This is a genomic window from Actinomadura syzygii (genome assembly GCF_008085905.1).
GTDB lineage: Bacteria > Actinomycetota > Actinomycetes > Streptosporangiales > Streptosporangiaceae > Spirillospora > Spirillospora syzygii.
In genome coordinates, this window is sequence record NZ_VSFF01000021.1 from 58,538 (window position 1) to 78,131 (window position 19,594).

General features: G+C 69.4%; 17 protein-coding genes. 6 read left to right on the top strand and 11 right to left on the bottom strand.

Annotation, left to right across the window (positions count from 1 at the left end):
- The first annotated feature begins 26 nt into the window (after positions 1-26).
- From FXF65_RS42065 to FXF65_RS42085, 5 genes are all read left to right on the top strand, one after another.
- The gene (locus FXF65_RS42065; protein ID WP_222869038.1) at positions 27-920 is read left to right on the top strand and encodes a fumarylacetoacetate hydrolase family protein; all 894 of its coding nucleotides are present in this window, start codon (positions 27-29) and stop codon (positions 918-920) included.
- Entirely contained in the window at positions 917-1,753 is an 837-nt protein-coding gene (gene trpS / locus FXF65_RS42070) for a tryptophan--tRNA ligase (protein ID WP_222869039.1), read from the top strand. Before FXF65_RS42065 ends, trpS begins: the two co-directional genes overlap by 4 nt.
- A gap of 218 nt (positions 1,754-1,971) precedes the next feature.
- Positions 1,972-3,039 carry an ABC transporter substrate-binding protein gene (locus FXF65_RS42075; RefSeq protein WP_187412819.1) on the top strand — a complete coding sequence of 356 codons (1,068 nt, stop codon included), beginning with the start codon at positions 1,972-1,974 and terminating at the stop codon, positions 3,037-3,039.
- 92 nt (positions 3,040-3,131) lie between these two features.
- Complete coding sequence (gene hisC, locus FXF65_RS42080; RefSeq protein WP_222869040.1) at positions 3,132-4,220, top strand: histidinol-phosphate transaminase; 1,089 nt, start codon at positions 3,132-3,134, stop codon at positions 4,218-4,220.
- Positions 4,220-5,026 (top strand): alpha/beta hydrolase family protein, encoded by an 807-nt coding sequence (locus FXF65_RS42085; RefSeq protein ID WP_148356082.1) that lies wholly within the window; start codon positions 4,220-4,222, stop codon positions 5,024-5,026. Before hisC ends, FXF65_RS42085 begins: the two co-directional genes overlap by 1 nt.
- Positions 5,027-5,075: 49 nt before the next feature.
- Here FXF65_RS42085 and FXF65_RS42090 read toward each other — a convergent pair whose 3' ends face one another.
- From FXF65_RS42090 to FXF65_RS42110, 5 genes are all read right to left on the bottom strand, one after another.
- Positions 5,076-7,346, bottom strand: coding sequence for a transketolase-like TK C-terminal-containing protein (locus FXF65_RS42090; RefSeq protein WP_246199479.1), 2,271 nt, complete (start codon positions 7,344-7,346; stop codon positions 5,076-5,078).
- 319 nt (positions 7,347-7,665) lie between these two features.
- Positions 7,666-8,463 carry a tryptophan 2,3-dioxygenase family protein gene (locus FXF65_RS42095; RefSeq protein ID WP_148356084.1) on the bottom strand — a complete coding sequence of 266 codons (798 nt, stop codon included), beginning with the start codon at positions 8,461-8,463 and terminating at the stop codon, positions 7,666-7,668.
- Positions 8,464-9,115: 652 nt separating this feature from the next.
- Positions 9,116-9,436, bottom strand: a complete 321-nt coding sequence (locus FXF65_RS42100; RefSeq protein ID WP_148356085.1) for a hypothetical protein — start codon at positions 9,434-9,436, stop codon at positions 9,116-9,118.
- A gap of 102 nt (positions 9,437-9,538) precedes the next feature.
- Positions 9,539-10,240 (bottom strand): Crp/Fnr family transcriptional regulator, encoded by a 702-nt coding sequence (locus FXF65_RS46370; protein WP_148356086.1) that lies wholly within the window; start codon positions 10,238-10,240, stop codon positions 9,539-9,541.
- On the bottom strand, positions 10,237-10,416 hold the full coding sequence (locus FXF65_RS42110) for a hypothetical protein (RefSeq protein WP_148356087.1): 180 nt from the start codon (positions 10,414-10,416) through the stop codon (positions 10,237-10,239). Before FXF65_RS42110 ends, FXF65_RS46370 begins: the two co-directional genes overlap by 4 nt.
- A gap of 124 nt (positions 10,417-10,540) precedes the next feature.
- Here FXF65_RS42110 and FXF65_RS42115 point away from each other — a divergent pair, with 124 nt between their 5' ends.
- Positions 10,541-10,732 carry a hypothetical protein gene (locus tag FXF65_RS42115; protein WP_148356088.1) on the top strand — a complete coding sequence of 64 codons (192 nt, stop codon included), beginning with the start codon at positions 10,541-10,543 and terminating at the stop codon, positions 10,730-10,732.
- A 154-nt stretch (positions 10,733-10,886) separates the two neighbouring features.
- Here the strand turns inward: FXF65_RS42115 and FXF65_RS42120 are convergent, their stop codons facing one another.
- Genes FXF65_RS42120 through FXF65_RS42150 form a run of 6 tightly spaced genes read right to left on the bottom strand, consistent with a single transcriptional unit; the run spans position 10,887 to position 19,578 of the window.
- Positions 10,887-11,855, bottom strand: a complete 969-nt coding sequence (locus FXF65_RS42120; RefSeq protein WP_246199483.1) for an ECF transporter S component family protein — start codon at positions 11,853-11,855, stop codon at positions 10,887-10,889.
- On the bottom strand, positions 11,852-13,465 hold the full coding sequence (locus FXF65_RS42125) for an ABC transporter ATP-binding protein (protein WP_148356089.1): 1,614 nt from the start codon (positions 13,463-13,465) through the stop codon (positions 11,852-11,854). The genes FXF65_RS42120 and FXF65_RS42125 overlap by 4 nt, the downstream gene beginning before the upstream one ends.
- Complete coding sequence (locus FXF65_RS42130) at positions 13,462-14,643, bottom strand: CbiQ family ECF transporter T component (RefSeq protein ID WP_148356090.1); 1,182 nt, start codon at positions 14,641-14,643, stop codon at positions 13,462-13,464. Before FXF65_RS42130 ends, FXF65_RS42125 begins: the two co-directional genes overlap by 4 nt.
- The gene (locus tag FXF65_RS42135) at positions 14,643-15,797 is read right to left on the bottom strand and encodes an ABC transporter substrate-binding protein (RefSeq protein ID WP_222869041.1); all 1,155 of its coding nucleotides are present in this window, start codon (positions 15,795-15,797) and stop codon (positions 14,643-14,645) included. The genes FXF65_RS42130 and FXF65_RS42135 overlap by 1 nt, the downstream gene beginning before the upstream one ends.
- Entirely contained in the window at positions 15,794-16,663 is an 870-nt protein-coding gene (locus tag FXF65_RS42145) for a hypothetical protein (protein ID WP_222869042.1), read from the bottom strand. Before FXF65_RS42145 ends, FXF65_RS42135 begins: the two co-directional genes overlap by 4 nt.
- Complete coding sequence (locus tag FXF65_RS42150) at positions 16,663-19,578, bottom strand: hypothetical protein (RefSeq protein WP_148356092.1); 2,916 nt, start codon at positions 19,576-19,578, stop codon at positions 16,663-16,665. The genes FXF65_RS42145 and FXF65_RS42150 overlap by 1 nt, the downstream gene beginning before the upstream one ends.
- Positions 19,579-19,594: the final 16 nt, after the last annotated feature.

The following is a 19,594-nucleotide window of genomic DNA, read 5'->3' on the forward strand; positions in this document are numbered from 1 at the left end:
CGACCGAAGCGAGTAGAGGAGCAGGCGTGTCTGAGATCTGGAGCCTTGTCACCTATGCCAGGCCGGGTGACGACCGAACATCTGTCGGCGTGAGGCTGGCGGACGGATCAGTCCGGTCTCTGCGAGCGTTCGAATGGGCGCACGACGTCATTGACGTCGTCAAAGACTGGTCGCGGCTGGAACCCGCGCTCAAGGCTCTTGATCCGCGCGCGGGTTCGGTCATTGCCGACGCCGTGCTCCGGGCACCGTTGCGCTTTCCGGACAAGATCGTCTGCGCCGGAGCGAACTACGCCGACCACCTTCGCGAACTCGGACTCGAACCCAAGCCCGGCCCGGTCTTCTTCTTCCTCAAGCCGCCGCCTTCGACGGTGGTCGGGCCCGGCGAGGCCATCCGGATCCCGACCGCGGACGGCGCGCGGGTCGACTACGAGGGCGAGCTCGGCGTCGTGATCGGGAAGCCGGGCGGCTCCATCACCCGGGAGGACGCCATGGGGCATGTCGCGGGCTACACGATCGTCAACGACGTCTCGGCACGCGGCCTGCTGGCCAGGCCGGACCCTCTGGTGCCGGCCATGGGGTTCGACTGGATCTCCTCCAAGGGACGCGACACCTTCTGTCCCACCGGTCCCGGAATCACTCCGTCGTGGCTGGTTCAGGACCCACATGCGCTCAGCCTCGAATTGTCGGTCAACGGTGAGGTGCGGCAGTCGGCGACGACGGGCGGGATGACCGCCTCGATCCCGGAACTGATCGCACAGGTGAGCGCGCTGATGAGCCTTGCGCCCGGGGACGTCATCGCCACGGGAACGCCCGCGGGCGTCGCCATGGCCAGTGGGCGCTACCTGCGCCCGGGAGACGAGATCTCCATCCGGATCGACGGGCTCGGCGTGCTGACGAACCCGGTGGAGGGCGCGTCGTGAGCGGCCAGCGCGAGCCGGTGAGGATCTTTTCGGGCATCCAGCCGACTGGGCGAAAGCACCTGGGGAATTTTCTGGGAGGCGTTCAGCAGTTCGTCGAAGGCCAGCATCGTGGCGACGCCGTCTACTGCATCGTCAACATGCATGCGACGACGATCGCCTACGCGCCTGAGGCGCTCCGCGAGCGTGTCTACGACACTCAGGCGCTCCTCATCGCGGCCGGGGTCGATCCTGACAAATGCGTGCTCTTTCGGCAGTCGGACGTCGCCGAGCACGGCGTGTTGTGCTGGCTGCTGTCCTCGGTCACCGCATACGGCGAGCTCGGCCGAATGCACCAGTTTAAGGAGAAATCGGTCCAGCAACGGGACCTCGTGAGTACCGGACTGTTCCTCTATCCCGTGCTGCAAGCGGCCGACATCCTGCTTTATCAGGCCCAGGAGGTCCCCGTCGGCGAGGACCAGCGCCAGCACCTCGAGCTCACCCGGAACCTCGCTCAGCGCTTCAACGCGCGTTTCGGCGAGACTTTCACGGTCCCTCGGATTCGTGTTCCGAAGACAGCGGCGCGCGTCATGGACTTGCAGGACCCGACAGCGAAGATGTCAACAAGCGCGCGAGGGGACGCCGGGACGGTGCACGTGCTCGATGACCCGGACACGATCGCGCAGAAGGTGCGCTCGGCCATGACGGACTCGGGCCGCGAGGTTCGCCTGTCTCCGGAGAAGCCGGGAATCTCGAACCTGATCGAGATTTATGCCGGCATCCCGGCTGTCGACAGAAGAGGTCGAGGAGCGATTCGCCCGAACGACCTATGGCCCATTCAAGAGCGCCGTCTCTGAATCGGTCATCGAGTTGCTCAGACCCATCCGTGAGCGCTATCTCACTATTCGTCCGGACGAACGCTCCTTGGATGCCGTCTTGGCGACCGGGGCGGAGAAGGCGACCGTTATCGCGTCCAAGACCATCAGTTCCGTGTACGAGTGCATGGGCCTCAACTGAGTCCGCTGCACCATCCCTGCGACACAGACGAACAGTCGGGGGCATCAGAAAAAGAGGAATGAAGGACATGACGTCGAAGAATTCTGTTTCTCGGTCCACCCGATGGCTCGGTTCCAACTCCCTGCCCTGCGCGGCCGCCGGTGCGACCCTTCTCGCGATCCTCGGCCTCACGGCCTGCGGCGCCCGCGAGGACGACAAGGCCGCCAGCGGCCCGTGCTCAGCCTCCTACCGCCAGGGGATGTTGGTGATCGCACAACTGCAACTGTTCAACAACATGGTCGAGGGCTACAAGGAGGGGTTCTCCAAGCAGACGGGAATTCCCGTAAACGGCCTGAAGATCGACGTCAAGAACGCGCAGGGCAACCCGACCAACTTCCAGACCCTGGCGCGCTCCTTCGCCTCCGGACCCTACGACCTTCTGGGGGTCATCGGAACCCCCACGACCATCGCGCTCGCGCAGTCGACAAAGAACAAGCCGATCGTGACCGTCTCGATCGAAGACCCCGTCGGGGCGAAACTGGCGGACTCCGTGGACAGACCCGGCAGCAACGTCACGGGCAGCATCGACATCCCTCCATCGGCGCAAGTCCTGGACGGGATCTTGGCGCTGCAGCCCAACGCGAAGACCATCGGCACGATCTACACCTCGGGCAACGACGCGTCCCTCAAATTCAACAAGGAGTTCGGCGCCGCGGCCAAGGCGCGCGGCGTCAAATTCGTCCAGACCTCGATCACCGGTTCCAACGAGCTGCAGTCGGCGGCGCGGTCGATGGTGGGCGACGTCGATGCGATGCTGATCGGTCGGGACGGCAACGTCGCGGCCGGTCTCCCGGCCATCGGAGCCCAGGCTCAGCGAAGCAGGCTTCCGCTGTACCTGGCGTACACCGGACCGGGTGCACTGGTCGATGGTGTCGTCGGCGGCTTCGGATCGGATGAGCGTGAGGTCGGCGAGCTCGCCGGTGTCGTCGCCGGGAAGATCTGCAAGGGTGCCGACCCGGCCACGACGCCCTTCTCCGTGTACACCGGACACCATTGGCAGTTCCGCAAGGACACCTTGGCGAAAGTCGGGCTGACCGTCCCCGACGGGCTGACGAAGACGTCCGAATTCGTCAATGGCGCGAGCTAAGCCTCGCCAGACGACCACGGCAGTCCGCGTTCCACCCCCGTCCAGTCATGTCCCTGCACCGCCACAGAGAGGGCCACAAATCCATGGTGCACGTGAGACCCGGAATCGACTCGATCAAGTTGTACGTCCCCGGTCGGGCCACCACGGGGCTGTCTGAGATCGGAGAGCTTCCCTACGTGCCGCTCGCGTCCAACGAGAGCCCGTTCGCGCCCCTGCCCAGTGTGGTGAAGGCGATCGAGGAGGTGGTCGGCAAGCTCAACAGGTACCCCGACCCGGGCGTGTACGCGCTCCGCGAAGCTCTCGCCGCCGAACTCGACGTTCCGCTGGCGCAGGTCGCGGTCGGCGCGGGATCCATGACGCTGTGCCTGCAGGCGGTGCTGAGCACCTGCGGGGCCGGCGACGAACTGATGTTCGCGTCGCCTTCGTACGAGGGGTATCCCCTGCTCGCGTCGGTGGCGGGCGCGACGGCGGTCAAGATCCCGCTGCGCGACGGCGCCCACGACCTCGACGCCATGGCCGAGGCCGTCACCGACCGGACCCGGGCGATCTTCATTTGCAACCCCAACAATCCGACGGGCTCCACCGTTGAGGCGCAGCGGATCGAGCGGTTCGTCGAAGAGGTCCGCGACGACATCCTGATCCTCATAGATGAGGCCTATGCGGAGTTCATGGGCGACCCGATCAAGACCGTCGGCCTCTCCCTGGTCCGGCGGCACGCGAACGTGGTGAGCCTGAGAACGTTCTCCAAGGCCCACGGACTGGCCGGCCTGCGGGTGGGATACCTGGTGGGCCAGCCCGCCGTCGTGGAGGTCGTGCAGCGAAGCCACATGCCGTTCAACACCAATACCTTGGCCCAAGCGGCGGCCATCGCGTCCCTGAAGGACCGGGACGGCCTCGCGGCTCGGCTCGCCGAGGTTCGCACGGAGCGGGCCTTCGTCCTTGACGGGCTCCGTCAGCTCGGGCTCCCAGTCCGCGACACGTTCACCAACTTCGCCTGGCTCGACCTCGGCGACCAAGCGGAGGCGTTCGCAGCCGAAATGGGCCGGCACGGGGTGCTCGTGCGGCCGCTTCCACCGCACGGCGTCCGCATCACCCTTGGGGACCGGGTCGCCAACGAGCGGGCCCTCGCGACCGTCGCGACCGTGCTCGCCACCTTTGAGCGCGATCTGTCCCCGGCCTGATGGTCTCGAACGACCTCGAACGACACGCAAGGCTCGAACGCCTGGCGGCGCTCCAACGTCTGGCCGACCTCGCGCCGCCGCCCGCGGCGACCCGGGCGTACGGGCCGGGGCCGGAGCAGGTGGGAGATCTCAGGCTGCCGCCGGGTGACGGGCCGTTCCCGGTCGCCGTGCTCGTGCACGGCGGCTTCTGGCGGCCCGCACCGACCCGAGCGATCATGTCGGCGTTGGCCGCCGACCTCACGACGCATGGGTGGGCCACCTGGAACGTGGAGTACCGACGCATCGGGAGCGGGGGGAGCGTGCCGTCCACGATCTCCGACGCGGCGGCCGCGATTCGTCACGTCCGAGACCTCCAGGCGCCGGTCGACCCGGGCCGGATCGCCGTGGTCGGGCACTCGGTGGGCGGCTACCTCGCCCTCAAGGTCGCGCCCGAGGTCGAAGTCTCAGGCATCCTCGCGCTGGCGCCCCTGTGCGACCTCGCAGACGCGGCGCGCCGTGGGCTGGGAGAAGGAGCGGTCACGACGTTCGTCGGCGCCGACCCGGACTCAGACCCCTTCTCCTTTGAGTCCGCCGCCCTCCCGATCGACCACCCCGGCATCAGTGTGCGTCTGCTGCACGGGGATGCCGACGACCGGGTCCCGATCGACCACAGCCGCTGGTTCATGGACCGGCTGCGCCGCTCCGGGGCGCAGGCCCGGCTCGTAGAACTTCCCGGCATCGGGCATTTCGAATTCCTCGATCCCCACCACGATGCGTGGGTGACGGTGCGGCGCGAACTTGACCGACTTCGCGGGCGCGTCGTCTGAAAGGGCCGACGACTCGGCATCGTCCGCGCGGGGCGTCCCGAATGCGGCGTCACCGACCAAGCAACCTGAGCGCGGCGTCCACGATGCCGACCGTGTCGATGCCGTGCAGCTTGTAGGCGTCATGGAGGTCACTGGACTGCCCGAAGTGCCTGACCCCGAGGCATCGGATCGCGTCGCCTCGCCAGCCCGCCAGAAAGGCGAGTGTGTGAGGGTGGCCGTCCTGGACGGTCACCAGTGGTGAGCGGGCTTGGCGGGGAAGCAGCGAGTCCAGCACCGTGGCATCGCCGCTCCCCTCGTTCATCGCCCGGAACACCAGATCCGGGCTTGTCAGGCACACGACGCCGGCGGTGACACCGGCCGAGTTCAGCGTTCGGGCCGCGTCGAGCACTTCCGGCATCACGGCTCCGACCCCGATCAGGGTGACATTCTCGGCGGAAGGATCGTTGTCGGTGACGCGGTAGCCGCCAGCGATGACCTGGCGCCTGCGGCGTTCCTTCAGAACCGGGTCGTCGGGAACACGGGCCAGGGCCGGATCGATCGGCCGGGTCGAGAGGCGGAAGTACGCGGACGTTCCGCCCGCGAGACCCACCTGCGACATCGCGTGCAGCATGCACCATTCGAGATCGGAGGCGAACGCGGGCTCCCATGCGGTACAGCCGGGCTGCTCCAGACCTATCGACGGCGTGGTGATCGACTGGTGCGCTCCGCCCTCCGGGGCGAGGGTGACACCCGACGGCGTTCCGACGAGGATCGACTGGCCGCCGGCGTAGATACCGGACGACCAGGGCTCCAGTGCCCGCGAGACGAAGGGGTCGTAGATCGTCCCGATGGGGATGAGCCGTTGCCCCCATCTGCTCCAGGTCGCCCCGAGCTCACCCAGCAGGCCGACGAGATTGACTTCCGCGATACCGAGTTCGATGTGCTGGCCGTCGATCGCCTCGGCCCACCGCAGCAGCCTTTCGGAGTCGTCGGCGAACCAGTCGATCCGTTCGCCACTGGACCAGACACCGGTCTTGTTGATCCATCCGCCCAGGTTCGTGGAAGAGGCCACATCAGGGCTGCAGGTGACCACGCGTGCGGCGATAGAAGGTGCATCGTTGGCCAGATCCCTGAGCAACCTGCCGAGGGCGGCCTGCGTCGACACCGGACGTCGGTGGGCGTGTGCCAGCGACCTCGGCACGTTCACCTCCTCGCGACACGCCGAGGCACCCCTCGCCAGGTCTCGCGAGCGGTGCTCGCACAAGGCCGCGGGGACCGATTCTTCCCCGAAGGCTCGCCATGGATCTTCCAGGGAGGTTCCGCAGCGCTCGGCCAACAGTCTCATCTGCGACTCGCTCAGCAGCGACGAGTGGTTGTTGGGATGTCCCTCGGTCGGCAGGCCGCATCCCTTGATCGTATAGGCGAAGATCACCGTCGGCCGGTCACTTCGGGCATCCCGCAGTGTCCTCACCAGGAGCCCGAGATCGTGCCCGCCAAGATCGCGTACGACGGCGCTGAGCTCTGCGGTGTCCATCCGTGCCAGCAAGGCGCTCAGGTCCGGCGCCGGGTCGGCCCCGGCCAGCCGGGAGGCCACGTCGGTCGGACTCGCCCGCAGGAGCCGCTGATACTCCTCGTTCGGCATGGCGTCGAGCCGTTGGCGAAGGGCCTCGCCTCCCGGCTGGGAGAACAGGCGACTGATCCGCTCACCCCATTTGAGCGTCACGACCTGCCAGCCCGCGGCCTCGAACATCCCTTGAAGACGATCAATCTGGATCCCGGGAACAACCCGGTCCAGCGATTGACGATTGAGGTCGACGATCCAGAGCAACTCACCGAGCTGAGAGACCATCGGATCCGCGACCGCCTCCCAGATCGCTCCCTCATCCAGCTCGGCGTCGCCGAGCAAACTGATGAACCGGCCGGCGGGGGGTGTGCCCTTGAACTTGGACCGCAGGTAGCGATGGGCGATCGCGGCCCAGATGGTCGCGGTGGCGCCGATGCCCACCGAGCCCGTGGAGAAGTCCACCGTGTCGGGGTCTTTGGCGCGGCTGGGGTAACTCTGCAGTCCGCCCTTCGAACGGAGCGTCGGAAGGTACGCGCGATCGAGGTCGCCCAGGAGGTAGTTGATCGCGTGAAGGACCGGGCTGGCGTGCGGTTTGACCGAGACCCGATCGACGGCGGTCAGGTTGTGGAACCAGAGCGCGACCATGATCTCCACCATTGACGCCGAGGAGGCTTGGTGGCCGCCCACCTTGATCCCGGTGTCATTAAGTCTGCCGCGGTTGGCGGCATCGACGATGGCCGCAGAGAGCCAGCGAACGCGGCGCGCGATCTCCGACAAAGCGTGTAGATCCGGCTCGGCGGAGCTTGTCACATCCTGTCGCCCGAATACAGCCGAGCTGGGTGCGGCCGAGCAGACACCGGCAGGCAGACTCATGGGAATCGTTTGGCCTTTCTCACGTGAGGATGCTGACTCTCTCTGGAGGGCGTCGCCCAGGCTCCGGCGTGCGCACCGCGACCGGAAGGACTTCGATCCCCGTCAGCGCCTCCGGCCGCCGCTCGGTTTTCTCACCCTTGGTGAAGACGTCCGGGGAGAGGCTGGCGAAGCCGTGGAATCGCTCCGCTTCGCCGCGCCGAGACGGCGCTCGCGGCTTCGCTGCTCACGCACCGTCCCGCCGGGCCGGCGGCCCGCCGACCAACTCACCGTCTCCGCGGATCGTGAGCTCATGGCGCACGTCCCACAGATAGGGAAAGAACCGGAACTCCTCCGTCTTGATCAGGTACGACAGGGCCATGCCCGCGGATCCCCGGGTACGGGGGCCGAGGATCCCCTCGATCAGCGTGACGTGCTCGCGCCGCCAGCGGACGAAAGCCCTGTCGAACGCCATCAGCGCCTCCGTGGCGAGATAGAGCGGTCCCCAAGCCGAACTGTCGACGTAGAGCTGCTCCCACGAGGACAGTCCAGCACGCTCCGCCGCCGCGCGATGGGCATCGGAGACCGACTGTCCGCGTGCGCGACGGTTCAGTTGCTCGGGCGTGTCCGGGTAGGTGTCGTCCAAGACGCGTCGCAGCCGAGGATCGCGGATGCCGCCCAAAAGCTCAATCTCACGGAACTGCACTGATTGCAGACCACTGCTGGTACCGAGATATCCGCGGAACTCATGGAGGCTCCATGGGGGCAGGGTCTGCAGCGAACGCAGCCCGGTCGTCACCATGTCCATGCAGTCGTTGACACGCGCCATGAGCCGGGTCACAAGCTCGAAGTCGTCGGCGCCAAGGGCCTCCACGACTCGATCGAGGTCATGGAGGATCAGCTTGAACCAAAGCTCCGATGCCTGATGAACGACGATGAACTGAAGCTCGTCCGGGTGCTGCGGCTCGCTTTTCGGGACCTGAAGTCCCAGCAGGTCGTCGACCATCAGATATGACGCATAGGTCACCCCGGTATCGGTTGCCACGGCCCACTCCCTCGATCGGCGCCGAACGGTCTTCCAATAAATTACAAGTCAGCACGGCAAGGTGTCAACTAACATGGGGACGCGGACCGCCACCCCAAGCGCTATCGAGGCACAGGCCAGCGCACTGTCGATCCCCCCTCAGCACCAAGGGCCCGACAGCGGCTGAGCTGGCCGCGTTGGCTGACACTGTGCTTCGATCAGGTCCGGGTTCCAGCCGAAGGGCCGCTCGTGGCGAGCGCGGCGGGTCGGGCTGGAGTGAACAGAAGCCGGCCCGGTTGGCTGATCCAGCCGGTTGGCGAGCTGGAAGGGATGAAAGGAGACGCTGAGCAGCGCGACCTGAGCGCCGGTCGTCATGGACTGCGCTATGCGGCTCATCAAATGGCAGCGCAGCCTTAAGTGAATTAGGTTTGGTCTTTCGGTCTCACTCCGACCACAGTCATAACCCCCATGGGTCAGCCGACGGTGAACTTGCGACGGGATCGCCAGATGGGCATCTGGTCGGGTTGGGCAGTTCGGCCGGGGGCGCCGACAAGTAAACGTTGAGTGGCGCGAGAGCCCGAATCGTCGCCGACCTCCAGAATCGCGTCGAGGTGGTCGTGGCCTTAGGGGCTCGTGTGCCGCAGTGATCGCTGCGCGCAGCGTCGGGCATCGCTCAGTCGCGTGGACGCCCGGCCGTATTCGAGGTGGAGCTGGGCAGCAGCTTGACCGACGTCCAGGTAGTCCAGTCCGGATCGGGCAGCGTCGCGGGACCAAGGCTGATGTGCACGCGATGGTGCCCTGAGGTCGACCTGGCCGGGGTGGGCAGACCGATCAGTTTGCCGCAGTCGCCCGCATGCCCTACGGCTACAGCATCACCGCCGCCCGCAGAATGCGGGCCGCGCCCCGCGACGATCACTACACCGCCCGCCGAGGCACCGCCCTCGACGACCGATTCCGCGAGACTGCCCAGAAAGGACCAGTTGTGCGAGACCATAGGCCCCCCGGGGATGCCGTATTGGCCAGGTCGCGATTCTCGCGCGCCGCCATGTCCGGCAACGGGCCTCCTCACCAGACACCCTGATCAGGAGTTCGCCCCTCACCCGGCCGCCCTTCGCCCCGGTGCCGGCCTAGGCACAAGCCGAGGCGCGTGAGGAATATGGAGATCCTCAGGCTCCGATAGCCGGTCGTGACGAGACCGCATTAACGCCAATCGTTGAGCACCCTGGTAACGCTGCGCGCGACAGTCCGGCTGGGCTACCCAGTTCTTCCTGCGACAAGGCACCCGCAACTCCACGAAGGAGTCGTCACGCTGGCAGCGGCATCCGAGTTGGCCCCGCAGGTCTATCAATACCTCGGCGAGGCGACGGTGGGGACTGTCGTTGGCCACCTCATGCGCACGCTGGCGGTAGGCATCGGTGAGGCGGAGTACGAACATGCCGTTCACTGTGCGCGCGACCCAGGGATGAAGCGCGAGAAAGGTGGTGAACCGCTCCGCGGGGATGGCCAGCACTTCGATCTCACCTTCGGCTTTGAGGGTTTCGGGCCGGGGCTGGTCCGCCAGGACCGGCTCGGCGCCAAGGAGATCGCCCCGCTGATGAACACGCAATAGCAGCAATTTGCCGCGCTCTGTGGACGTCCACGCCTTGACCCACCCGGATAGAAGCACGAACAATTCCGAACTCGGGTCTCCTTCAAAGCACAGCACCGCGCGGCGCTGATAGTTTTTTCGTCTGCCGATGTGGAGAAGGGCCTGCTGTTCGGGGATAGACAGTTGGTCGAACAATGGCGGCACCCTCATGAGCCCTGCAAGACGCTCAGCACGGGTGGCAGCGCAGCTACCAGCACGTCCACCGCCATGATGACGGCGGCCGCGCGGGACGTGGCACCAAGCCGGTGCACGATGAAGGCAACGAGCGCGAAAAAGGCCAGGACGACCAGCACTCCCGCCAGGAGTAGAACAAGGTCGAACCGCACAGGCGTCTCCTTTAGACGCGTTAATCGTTCTTCAGTCTGCAGGCTTGCCGAGGGCGTCGCTCAGCCTGCACACCTGGCAGGGCGAGGGCCCAGCTGGGATTTCGTCACGGGTGCACTCGGGTGGATGAGGCATGTGCTCGATCAACTCGGCGACTTCGGTGAGGAGGGACCGCAGTCGCTCTACCTGTGTGGCGAGAGTGCGGCGTTGTGCCTGCATTGCGCCGAGTTGACGCCGGCTGGCTTGGAGGTGCTCATGTTCTTCGGGGGTGACGACCACCAGGATGCGGCCGTCCAGCGTGATGCGTTGGGGCTCTGAGCGTTTTCCCATGGCGCTTCCTCGCAGTGCGACCCTCTCATGGTGATCATATCGCGCACGAAATGAACGCCGGCTCTGCGAGCACTACGGAATGCCGCTCCCAAGGGACGCTGCCGTGCGGTTCACCTGAGACTGCGACAGGCCCGAGTCGGCGCTAGATGGGATCCTCGCCGACGGTTTTCGTTGTGGTGTTATCGGAGGCCGCAGGCGTGGACTCAGGGAGTCCCATGTGTTCGCGGTCGCTGGTGGAGAAGGTGGGGGTGGTGCCGTAGGAGGCTTTGCGGGAGGCTCGGCGGAGGGTGGCCAAGACGGCGGGGCCGAGGATCAGGATGGCGGCGGTGTTGGTGATGGCGCGCCCGGTGTCCCATCCGGCGGTGGAGGTGAGCAGGGTGAAGACGGCGAAGCGGTGCAGGTTGTCCAGGACGGGGTCGCCGGGGACGTAGGAGATGTGGCCCTCGTGGTAGGGGACTTCGGCGCCGGTGATGAACGGCCAGAACCACAGGTTCATCAGGAAGCCGAACAGGTAGGCGACAAGGATGCCGTAGCCGACGAGCATGGCGATTTCCGCTTTGCCGGTGACTCGGCGGGGCAGCAGGCCCGCGCCCATGCCAATCCAGGCCGAGCACATCATCTGGAACGGCAGCCAGGGCCCAACTCCGGCGGTCAGCAACGCTGAGGCGAACAGGGACGTGCAGCCCAGGACGAACCCGAATCCGGCGCCGAAGACGCGGCCGGACAGCACGAGCATGAAGAACACCGTCTCGATGCCCGCCGTCCCGGCGCCGAGGGGGCGCAGCGCGGCGTTGACGGCGGACAGGACGCCGAGCATGGCCAGCGCCTTGGAGTCCATGCCGCCCTCGGACAGTTCGGCGAGCACAACGATGATCAAGACGGGCAGGGTGGCGATGAAGATGAACGGCGCGTCCGGTCCGTGCTGCATGCTCTGCGGTTGGACACGCACCAGCAGCGGCCAGATGAACATCATGAGCCCGGCCAGCGAGGCCAGGCCGAGGACGGCCGCGGACCGCGGGCCGATGCGCACCGCCTGGTCCGCGCGTCCCCATTCGCGGGTCCGGCGGCGGGGGCCCGGACGGTCGTGCGGGGCGGTCATCAGCCCGGTCATCCGACGGCCTCCGGGAGCGCGGCGCGGACGTCGGCGACGGTGAGCCAGTCCCCGCCGAGGATCTTGGAGACCTGGGGCGCGAACGCCGGTGAGCCGCTCAGGACCTCGGCGGCGGGGCCGTCGGAGATGATCTCGCCTTCGGCCATGATGGCGACCCGGTCGGCGACGGCGGCGACGAATTCGACGTCGTGGGTGGCGACGACGACGGCGCGGTGCTCGGCGGCGAGGGCGGCGATGGTGCGGGCGAGTTCGGCCTTGGCGTCGTAGTCGAGGCCGCGGGTGGGCTCGTCCAGGAGCACGATCCGGGGTGAGGCGGTGAGCTGGACGGCCAGGACGAGCGCGAGCCGCTGCCCTTCGGACAGGTCGCGCGGGTGGGCGCGCGGGTCGATGCCGGGGGCGAGGCGGTCGAGCAACGCGCGGCAGGCGCCGGGCTCGGCGGCCGATTCGCGGTCGGCGGCGGCGCATTCGTCGGCGACGTGTTCGAGGTAGAGCAGGTCGCCGGCGTTCTGCGGGACCAGGCCGACGACCTTGCGGGCCCCGGCGGCGGGCAGGCGCGCCGGGTCGGTTTCCGCCGCACGAACCGAGCCCCCTTGTCGCGGCCCGGATCCTTGCAGTGCCCACAGCAGGGATGATTTGCCGGAGCCGTTGCGTCCCATCAGCGCGAGGACGGTGCCCGCGTGCAGGTCCAGGTCGACGCCGCGTACGGCGACAGTGGCGCCGTACCGGACGACGATCCCCGATCCGGTGAGCAGCGGCTCGGCGCGGGCGGCGGGAGCGGGCGCGCGGTTCACGGTGGTGGTGCGGAGGGCGGCGCGGAAGGATTCGGCGCGGCGGCGGGCGTCGCGTACCGACATCGGGAGCGGTTCCCATTCGGCCAGGCGACCGAGGGCGACGATCGGCGGGCCGATGGGCATGTCCTTGAGGACGTCGGGCGGGGTTCCGTCGACCACGCCGCCGTCGCCGGGGAGGTAGAGCATGCGGTCGGCGAACGGGATGACGCGCTCCATGCGGTGTTCGGCCAGGACGACGGTGGTGGACAGGTCCTGGACGAGGCGGGCCAGGGTGGCCAGGACGTCTTCGGCGGCGGTGGGGTCCAGCGCGGAGGTGGGTTCGTCCAGGACGAGGACCCACGGGTGCATGGTCAGCACCGAGCCGATCGCCACGCGCTGCTGCTGGCCGCCGGACAAAGTGCGCAGCGCCCGGCGGCGCAGGTCGGCGATGCCGAGCAGGTCGAGGGTCTCCTCGACGCGGCGGCGCATGACGGGCGGTGCCAGGCCGAGCTGCTCCATTCCGTAGGCGAGTTCCTCTTCGACAGTGTCGGTGACGAAACCGGCGAGCGGGTCCTGCCCGACCATGCCGACCAGGTGCGCGAACTCGCGGGGCGGGCGGGACGAGGTCGCGGTCCCGGCGATGGCGACGGTGCCGTCCAGGTGGCCTCCGGTGAAGTGCGGGACCAGCCCGTTCAAGGTGCCGAGCAGGGTGGACTTCCCGGCGCCCGTGCGTCCGGTGACCAGGACCAGTTCACCCTCGCCGATGGCGAGGGTGACGTCGGCGAGGACGGGTTCGGGCTGTCCGTGGTACCAGAACGTGACGTCGGCCAACTCGATCATGCGCGCACTCTCTCGGGGACGTTCTCCGGGATGCCGCCGGCGGCGGCGGGCGGGTGGTGGTCGTGCGGGGTTTCGGGCGGCGGGGACAGCAGCGCCGGGAGGACCCCGACGAGCACGCCGCACAGCGGCGTCCACGACAGCAGCGGCCATGACAGGTCGGTGAGCGAGGGGTTGAGATTGGTCGGGTCGACGTCGGAGGTGGCGAACATCGCGGCCGCGACCGCGACGCCGCTGGCGGCCACGACGATCTCGGCGGGTCGCCAGCGGTCGGGGCGGTACCGGGTGCGGCGCACCCGCCGTCCCGCCAACCGGAACCCGAGCATCGCCACCACCGTGCCGGACGCCAGCACGGGGAAGGCCAGGAAGCGCGGTGTCGTGCCGTCGAGAGTGGCGTAGACGCCGACGCACACGCCGATCAGTCCGACGATCATCAGCAGGCCGGTGGTGAAGCGCGCCCGCCGCCGGGCGGTGCCCGCGCGGCCGTAGCCGCGCGAGTCCATGGAGGCGGCCAGGTGGAGCGAGCGGTCCAAGGCGTCCTCCAGGACCGGGATGACGATAGTGCGCAGGACGTGCATCCGTTTCCCGGTCGTGCCGCCGCGCAGTCTCCGGGCGCGGCGGACGCGCAGCGCGCTCTCGGCGAGCTGCGGAAACACCGACAGCGCGACGATCACGGCGGTGCCGACCTCATACAGCGCGGGCGGCATCGCCTTGAGCAGCCGCTTGGGGTTGGCCAGGGCGTTGCCCGCGCCGAGGCAGATCACCATGGTCGCCAGCCGCAGCCCGTCGTACAGTCCGCCGAGCAGCGACTCGGCCGACACCGCGCCGAACAGGCGGATGCCCGCCGCCCAGGCGGGCAGCGGGATCTCCGGGAAGGTGAGCAGGATCGTCGATCCTTCCGCCCCGCCGAACACGAACCGGAACCCGACCCGGAAGACCACGATCAGCACGCCGAGGCCGAAGTAGATCCGGAACGCCAGCGCCCACGGCGCCTCGGACCGGCGGGCGATCACCACGAAGCAGACAACGGCCAGGATGGTGAGCAACAGCCACGGGTTGGTCGTCCGGCTGGCCGCGACCGCCAGGCCGAGCGTCCAGATCCACCACGCTCCCGGGTGCAGGTCCCTGGGCAGGAAATACCCGCCCGCCCACGCGGTCGCCCTCCGGCCCGGCGCGCCCATCACCAATGCCTTGCGCGTCTGCGCCGCAGCGCCGTGACCCAGGTCGCCAAGGCCAGCAGGATCGCGGCGGCCAGGGCCGCCCAGGGCGCGTAGTCGCTGGCCCCGGACTGCTTCTTGATGACCTGGTTGACGTCGGGCGCGTTCTCGCCGCCGGTGAAAGCCACGTTCTTGCCGGGGTCGTCGGCCGTTCCCGCGCGCGGTTTGGGCGGTGGCAGCGCGCCCTGCCGCCCGGTCGGCCCCTGGCCGGTTCCGGGCACCTGCGCGCCGTCGGGTCGGCCGTCGCCGTCGCCGTCGCCGTCGCCGTCGCCGTCCGTGCCGGTGCCCGAACCGGGACCCGTGCCGCCGCCGTCCGCGCCTCCAGTGCCGCCGGACGACCCGGGCTGCTTGACGTTGGGGTTGTTCGAGGTCGGCTTCGGCTCCTTGCGCGCCGTGCACGGCCGGCCCGACGTGCCGGGGCGGACCGCCGCGATCCGCGGCCGGGGATTGGTGTCGGCGGTCGCGTTCAGCGAGAACGACCAGCCTTCGAACCCTCCGGGGATGAAGTCGCGGTTCTTCACGCCCCACTGGCTGTAGGTCCAGGCGCAGTTGTTGCCCGCGTGCCAGTACGACCAGTACCCGGCCGCGGGCGGGGTGTCGATGCACAGTTCGCGGTAGCCCTCGTTGCCCTTGATCGGGAGTTTCTCGACGGCCGACGGACGGTTCTCGATCCGGCAGATGAACGCCTCGCCCCAGCGCTGCACGCCCGCGATCTGGAACCCCGCGCCCTTGAGCGCGTCCAGGCCGGTGCCGCGCGAACCACGGGGGTTGCAGCGCACGATGGTCGTCCCGCCCAGTTGCTGGAAGTCGACGACCACGGTGACGCCCGTGCTTGACTTGCAGAACCCTGGACTTCCCTTGGAATGGTCGATCGCGTGAGCGCCCAGCGGCGCCGTGGCGACCGTGCCGGCCAATGCCAGCAGGACCGCCCCGGCCAGCGCGGCCACCCGCCTCAGCACGGCCGGACGACCGGGACGGCCGCGCCGGGGCCGGACCGCCGCGCGGGACGATGGGCGGGTCGCGGCGCGGGTCGCCGGGTGGGTCAGCGGGCGGGTCGGCGGGTGGGTCAGCGGGCGGGTCGGCGGGTGGGTCAGCGGGCGGGTCGGCGGGTGGGTCACTGCACCGTCAGCGTCGCGGTTGAGTACACCGTCCCGCCGGTGCCGGTGGCCTTGATCGTGTACGTGTACGTGCCGCGCGCGATCGGCTTGACTGTCTTCGACCCGCCCGGGACGGCGAGCCCGCCCGACCACGCGCCGCCCCCGGTGGCCGGTGAGACGGCCGACGCGGTCAGGCTGGTGGCGTTGGTCGAGGTCCAGGTCAGCGTGGTGCTCTGCCCCAGGGTGATCTGCCGGTCCAGGTCGTCCACCGACAGGCCGACCGTGGGATTGCCCAGGTTCACGGCGGGGTTGCGGGGCGTCACGCCGGGCGGCGGGTTGGTGGTGGCGGTCTTGTTGAGCGAGAACGACCAGCCCTCGAACCCGCCCGGAACCACGTTGCGGTTGAGCGCGCCGTAGCTGCTGTAGGTCCAGGTGGTGCCCGCGCCCGTCGCGTTCCAGTACGACCAGTACGCCGATCCGGGAGGCGTGATGACGCACGCCTCCTTGTAGGACGGGTTGCCCGTGATCGGGATCGACTCGGTCGCCGCCGGACGACTCTGGAGGCGGCAGACGAAGGCGAGCCCCCATTGGGCGACGCCGGTGACGGAGATCCCGGCGTCCTGCAGCGCCTTGATGCCCGTGCGCTGAGTGCCCGGGGACGCGTTGGGCGAGCAGCGGGTGATCGTCGGCGCGGCGGTGCCGCCGTTGCCGTCGAGTTCCTGGAAGTCGATCACCACGGTCACGCCGGTCAGGGCGTCGGCGCCGGTGCAGATCCCGTCGTACCCGGCCAGCACCGCGCGAGGGGCGGCCTCGGCCGAGGGGACGACCGCGAGTCGGCAGGCGGCCAGCACGGCGAGTCCGCTCAAGAAGGTGACGGTCTTACTCATCAGGCGTTCCCCTCGGGGTTGTCGGGCGGCTGGTTGACGGGAGGTTGCTTGTCAAGGGGTGAGCCGCCGGGCGGACTCGGTGGGCTCACACCGGGCACGGGCCCGGTAGGTGGTCCGGGGATCGGCATGACGGGCCCAGGCACGACCGGAGCAGACGCACCGAGGCCGGCGCCCTGCATTTCGAGCGGCGGGACGGGCGGTGTCGCGGGCGGCGGTGGGCCGTGCGGTGCGGCCGTCCGCGGGGCGGGCCCGCGGCCGAACACCAGCCATGCCGCCGCGCCCGCCGCCGCGACGACGAGCGCGAAACCGGCGAGCAGCCAGATCGGCGGCGTCCATTTCGAGTCGTCGCTGACCTTCTTGAAGGGCGTTTCGTCGGCGACCGGCAGACTCAGTGCGGGTGTCAGCGGGGAACGCCAGGCGCTCAGCCACGACCGTCCGGCGACGCCGGGGGCGGCTGCGATGCTGGTCGCGCCGTCGCTCGTCCGGTCGGTCGGCTTGGCCAGGCCGCCGTCGGTCAGCACCAGCGCGCTCAGGGCGCGGGTGGTGGTGCTCACGTCCAGCCCGGCCGCCTGCCGTCCGGTCGCGACCTGCGTGCTGAGGATCGGGTCGATCGCGTTGCCCGGACCGCGCACCACGCCCTCGGCGGCGGACTTCGCGCTGAGCGCGGCGACCGCACTGGTCAGCGCGGAGACCCGCTTGCTGGACCAGCCCGCGGGGACGCCATTGACCCGCGTGCGGACCTGCGCGGCGACCGGGGCCCGCGTGCCCTGGGCGGCCGCGGCGAGGTCGGCGGCGGCCGGGGTCGTCCGCGCCTGGCCGTTCACCGCGACCACCGCGGCGGCCGTCGCCGCCAGGTCCCCGGTGGCGCACCCCGTGCCGCCCAGGTTCGCCGGGAAGGTGCCGTCGCGGCACTGGCTCTTGAGCAGCACCTCCAGCGGCGCGGCGGCCTCGCCGGGCGCCGCTCCCGCCGTGGTGGCCAGGACCGCCCACGCGTGTCGCCGCACCGAGGTGCCCGAGTCGCCGTAGAAGCCCTTGTCGGTGAAGCGGCCCTGGCCGTCGCGCAACCCGGCCAGGCTCCTGCCGAGTTCACCGACCGTCGCGGCGATCCCGGACGGCGCGGCCGGTTCGGCCTGGAGGAACCGGCCGATGATCTGCAGCTTGGCCAGCGGCTCGGCGTAGGCGGCCGGTCCCTGTTCGTAGGGGACGCCGTAGGCGTACGCCTTGACCGACGCCGGGTCCAGCAGGAAGCGCGAGGCCCGGGTGATGGCGACCGGCTGTTCGTCCAGCGCACGCAGGGCGAGCACCAGGTCGGCCGTCGCGTCGTAGTCGACGTAGGTCTTGCCGCCCTCGGCTGTCTCGACGTGGTCCCCGTCGACGAGTCTGCCCGCCAGGTAGGCGCCAAGCCTGCCGGCCGGCGTGGCCGTGCTCTGCTGCGCCTGGCTCTGCGTGGGAGGCACCACGGTGCCGCCGCCGGTGGAACGGGGCGGGGGCGCCTTGCTCCCGGCGCGCTCGCTGGGCGGCTTGACCTTGCCCGGAGGCGTCTTCCCGGCACCGGGACGCGGCCTGGGCGGCGGCAGCCCGCCACCGCCCCCGGGCTTCGGCCCGGTCGCCGTGGGAGTCGGGGTGGGAGTGGAGGTCGGAGGTCCGGTCGGATCCGGGCTGGGCTCGGAACCGGGATCCTTACCGGGCTCGGGGGTCCTTCCCTTGGTCAGGTCGTAAAAGCCCACCTTGGACAGGCCGAGCGACGCCTGCGCGCCGGCGCGGATCCAGGAGTCCAGCCCGGCGATGCCCCCGCTTCGGGCCTTCTGGTACTCCTCGGGCGTGTAGGCGATGGCGCCGATCTGGTCGGCGAGGCCGGTGCCCGAGTCGTCCGCGGCGGTCGCCTGCGCGGACCGCAGGTAGGCGGTGCCCCCGGCCACCGCGTCGCCCGCTCCCCCGGCCTCTGCGAGCGCCTGGACGATCAGCCCGGTGCTGTTGGTGTTGGGCGCCTCGGTGCTGACACCGCCGCCCCATCCGCCGCCGGGTTTCTGGTTGGCCTTGAGCCACGCCACGGCCTTGGCGATCGGTTCGTCGAGCCCGTCCGCGCCCGCCTTGCGCGCCGCGAGCAGCGCCGACAGCGACAGCCCGGTGGCATCGCCGTCCGGCGCCGACTGGTCGAACGCCTTGCCCTCGTCGCAACTGGAGACCTTGTACCCATTGGACGTGACGTGGTCGCCGGTCTCCTCGGTCGGGACGTAGCCGAAGAAGATCCGGAAATAGCCCTCCGAACACTGCTGGGTGAGGAGCGTGTCGATGGCGAGCCGGTCGTTCTCGCCGACCCCGGCGAGCCCGATCACCCCGAGCGCCTGGCCGAAGACGTTGGCGTTGTTGCTGACCGAGTCCGACAGGTCCGGGTTCTTGGAGTAGTCGCTGATCCGCCCCTTGTCGGGCCCCGAGCGCATGATCGCGCCCTTGGTCTCGGCCACCATGTCGTAGCCGCCGAAGCCGCGCGGGTCGCGCCCGGACGCCTCGGCCGCGACCAGGACCTTGGCGGTGGCGCCGCCGACGATGACCTGGTCGTACCCCATGCCGGGGACGAGCCCGTCCCAGGTGAAGTAGTCACTGGCGTGCCTGCCGCCGTCGAGATAGTCGACGATCTTCGTGGCGCGTGCGCCCTCACCGGAGGCGCGCATCGCGAACAGGGCGTCGATCATCAACCCGTGGTCGGGCAGGATCCCGCCGTTGGGGTTCTGCAACGTCCCGTCCGCGGCGAGCTGGCGGCCGAGCCAGCGCGAGTTCGCCTGGGCGGCGGCCAGCTCCGCCTCATCGGCCGCCAGAGCCGCCGTGCGTGGGCCCGCGAATGCTGCGCCGAGGGCGACGGCGGCGGCCAGCACGGCGGCGGCCGGCCAGGTCGAACTACGACAGGTGCGGTCCACGCCCTCGTCCTTTGCA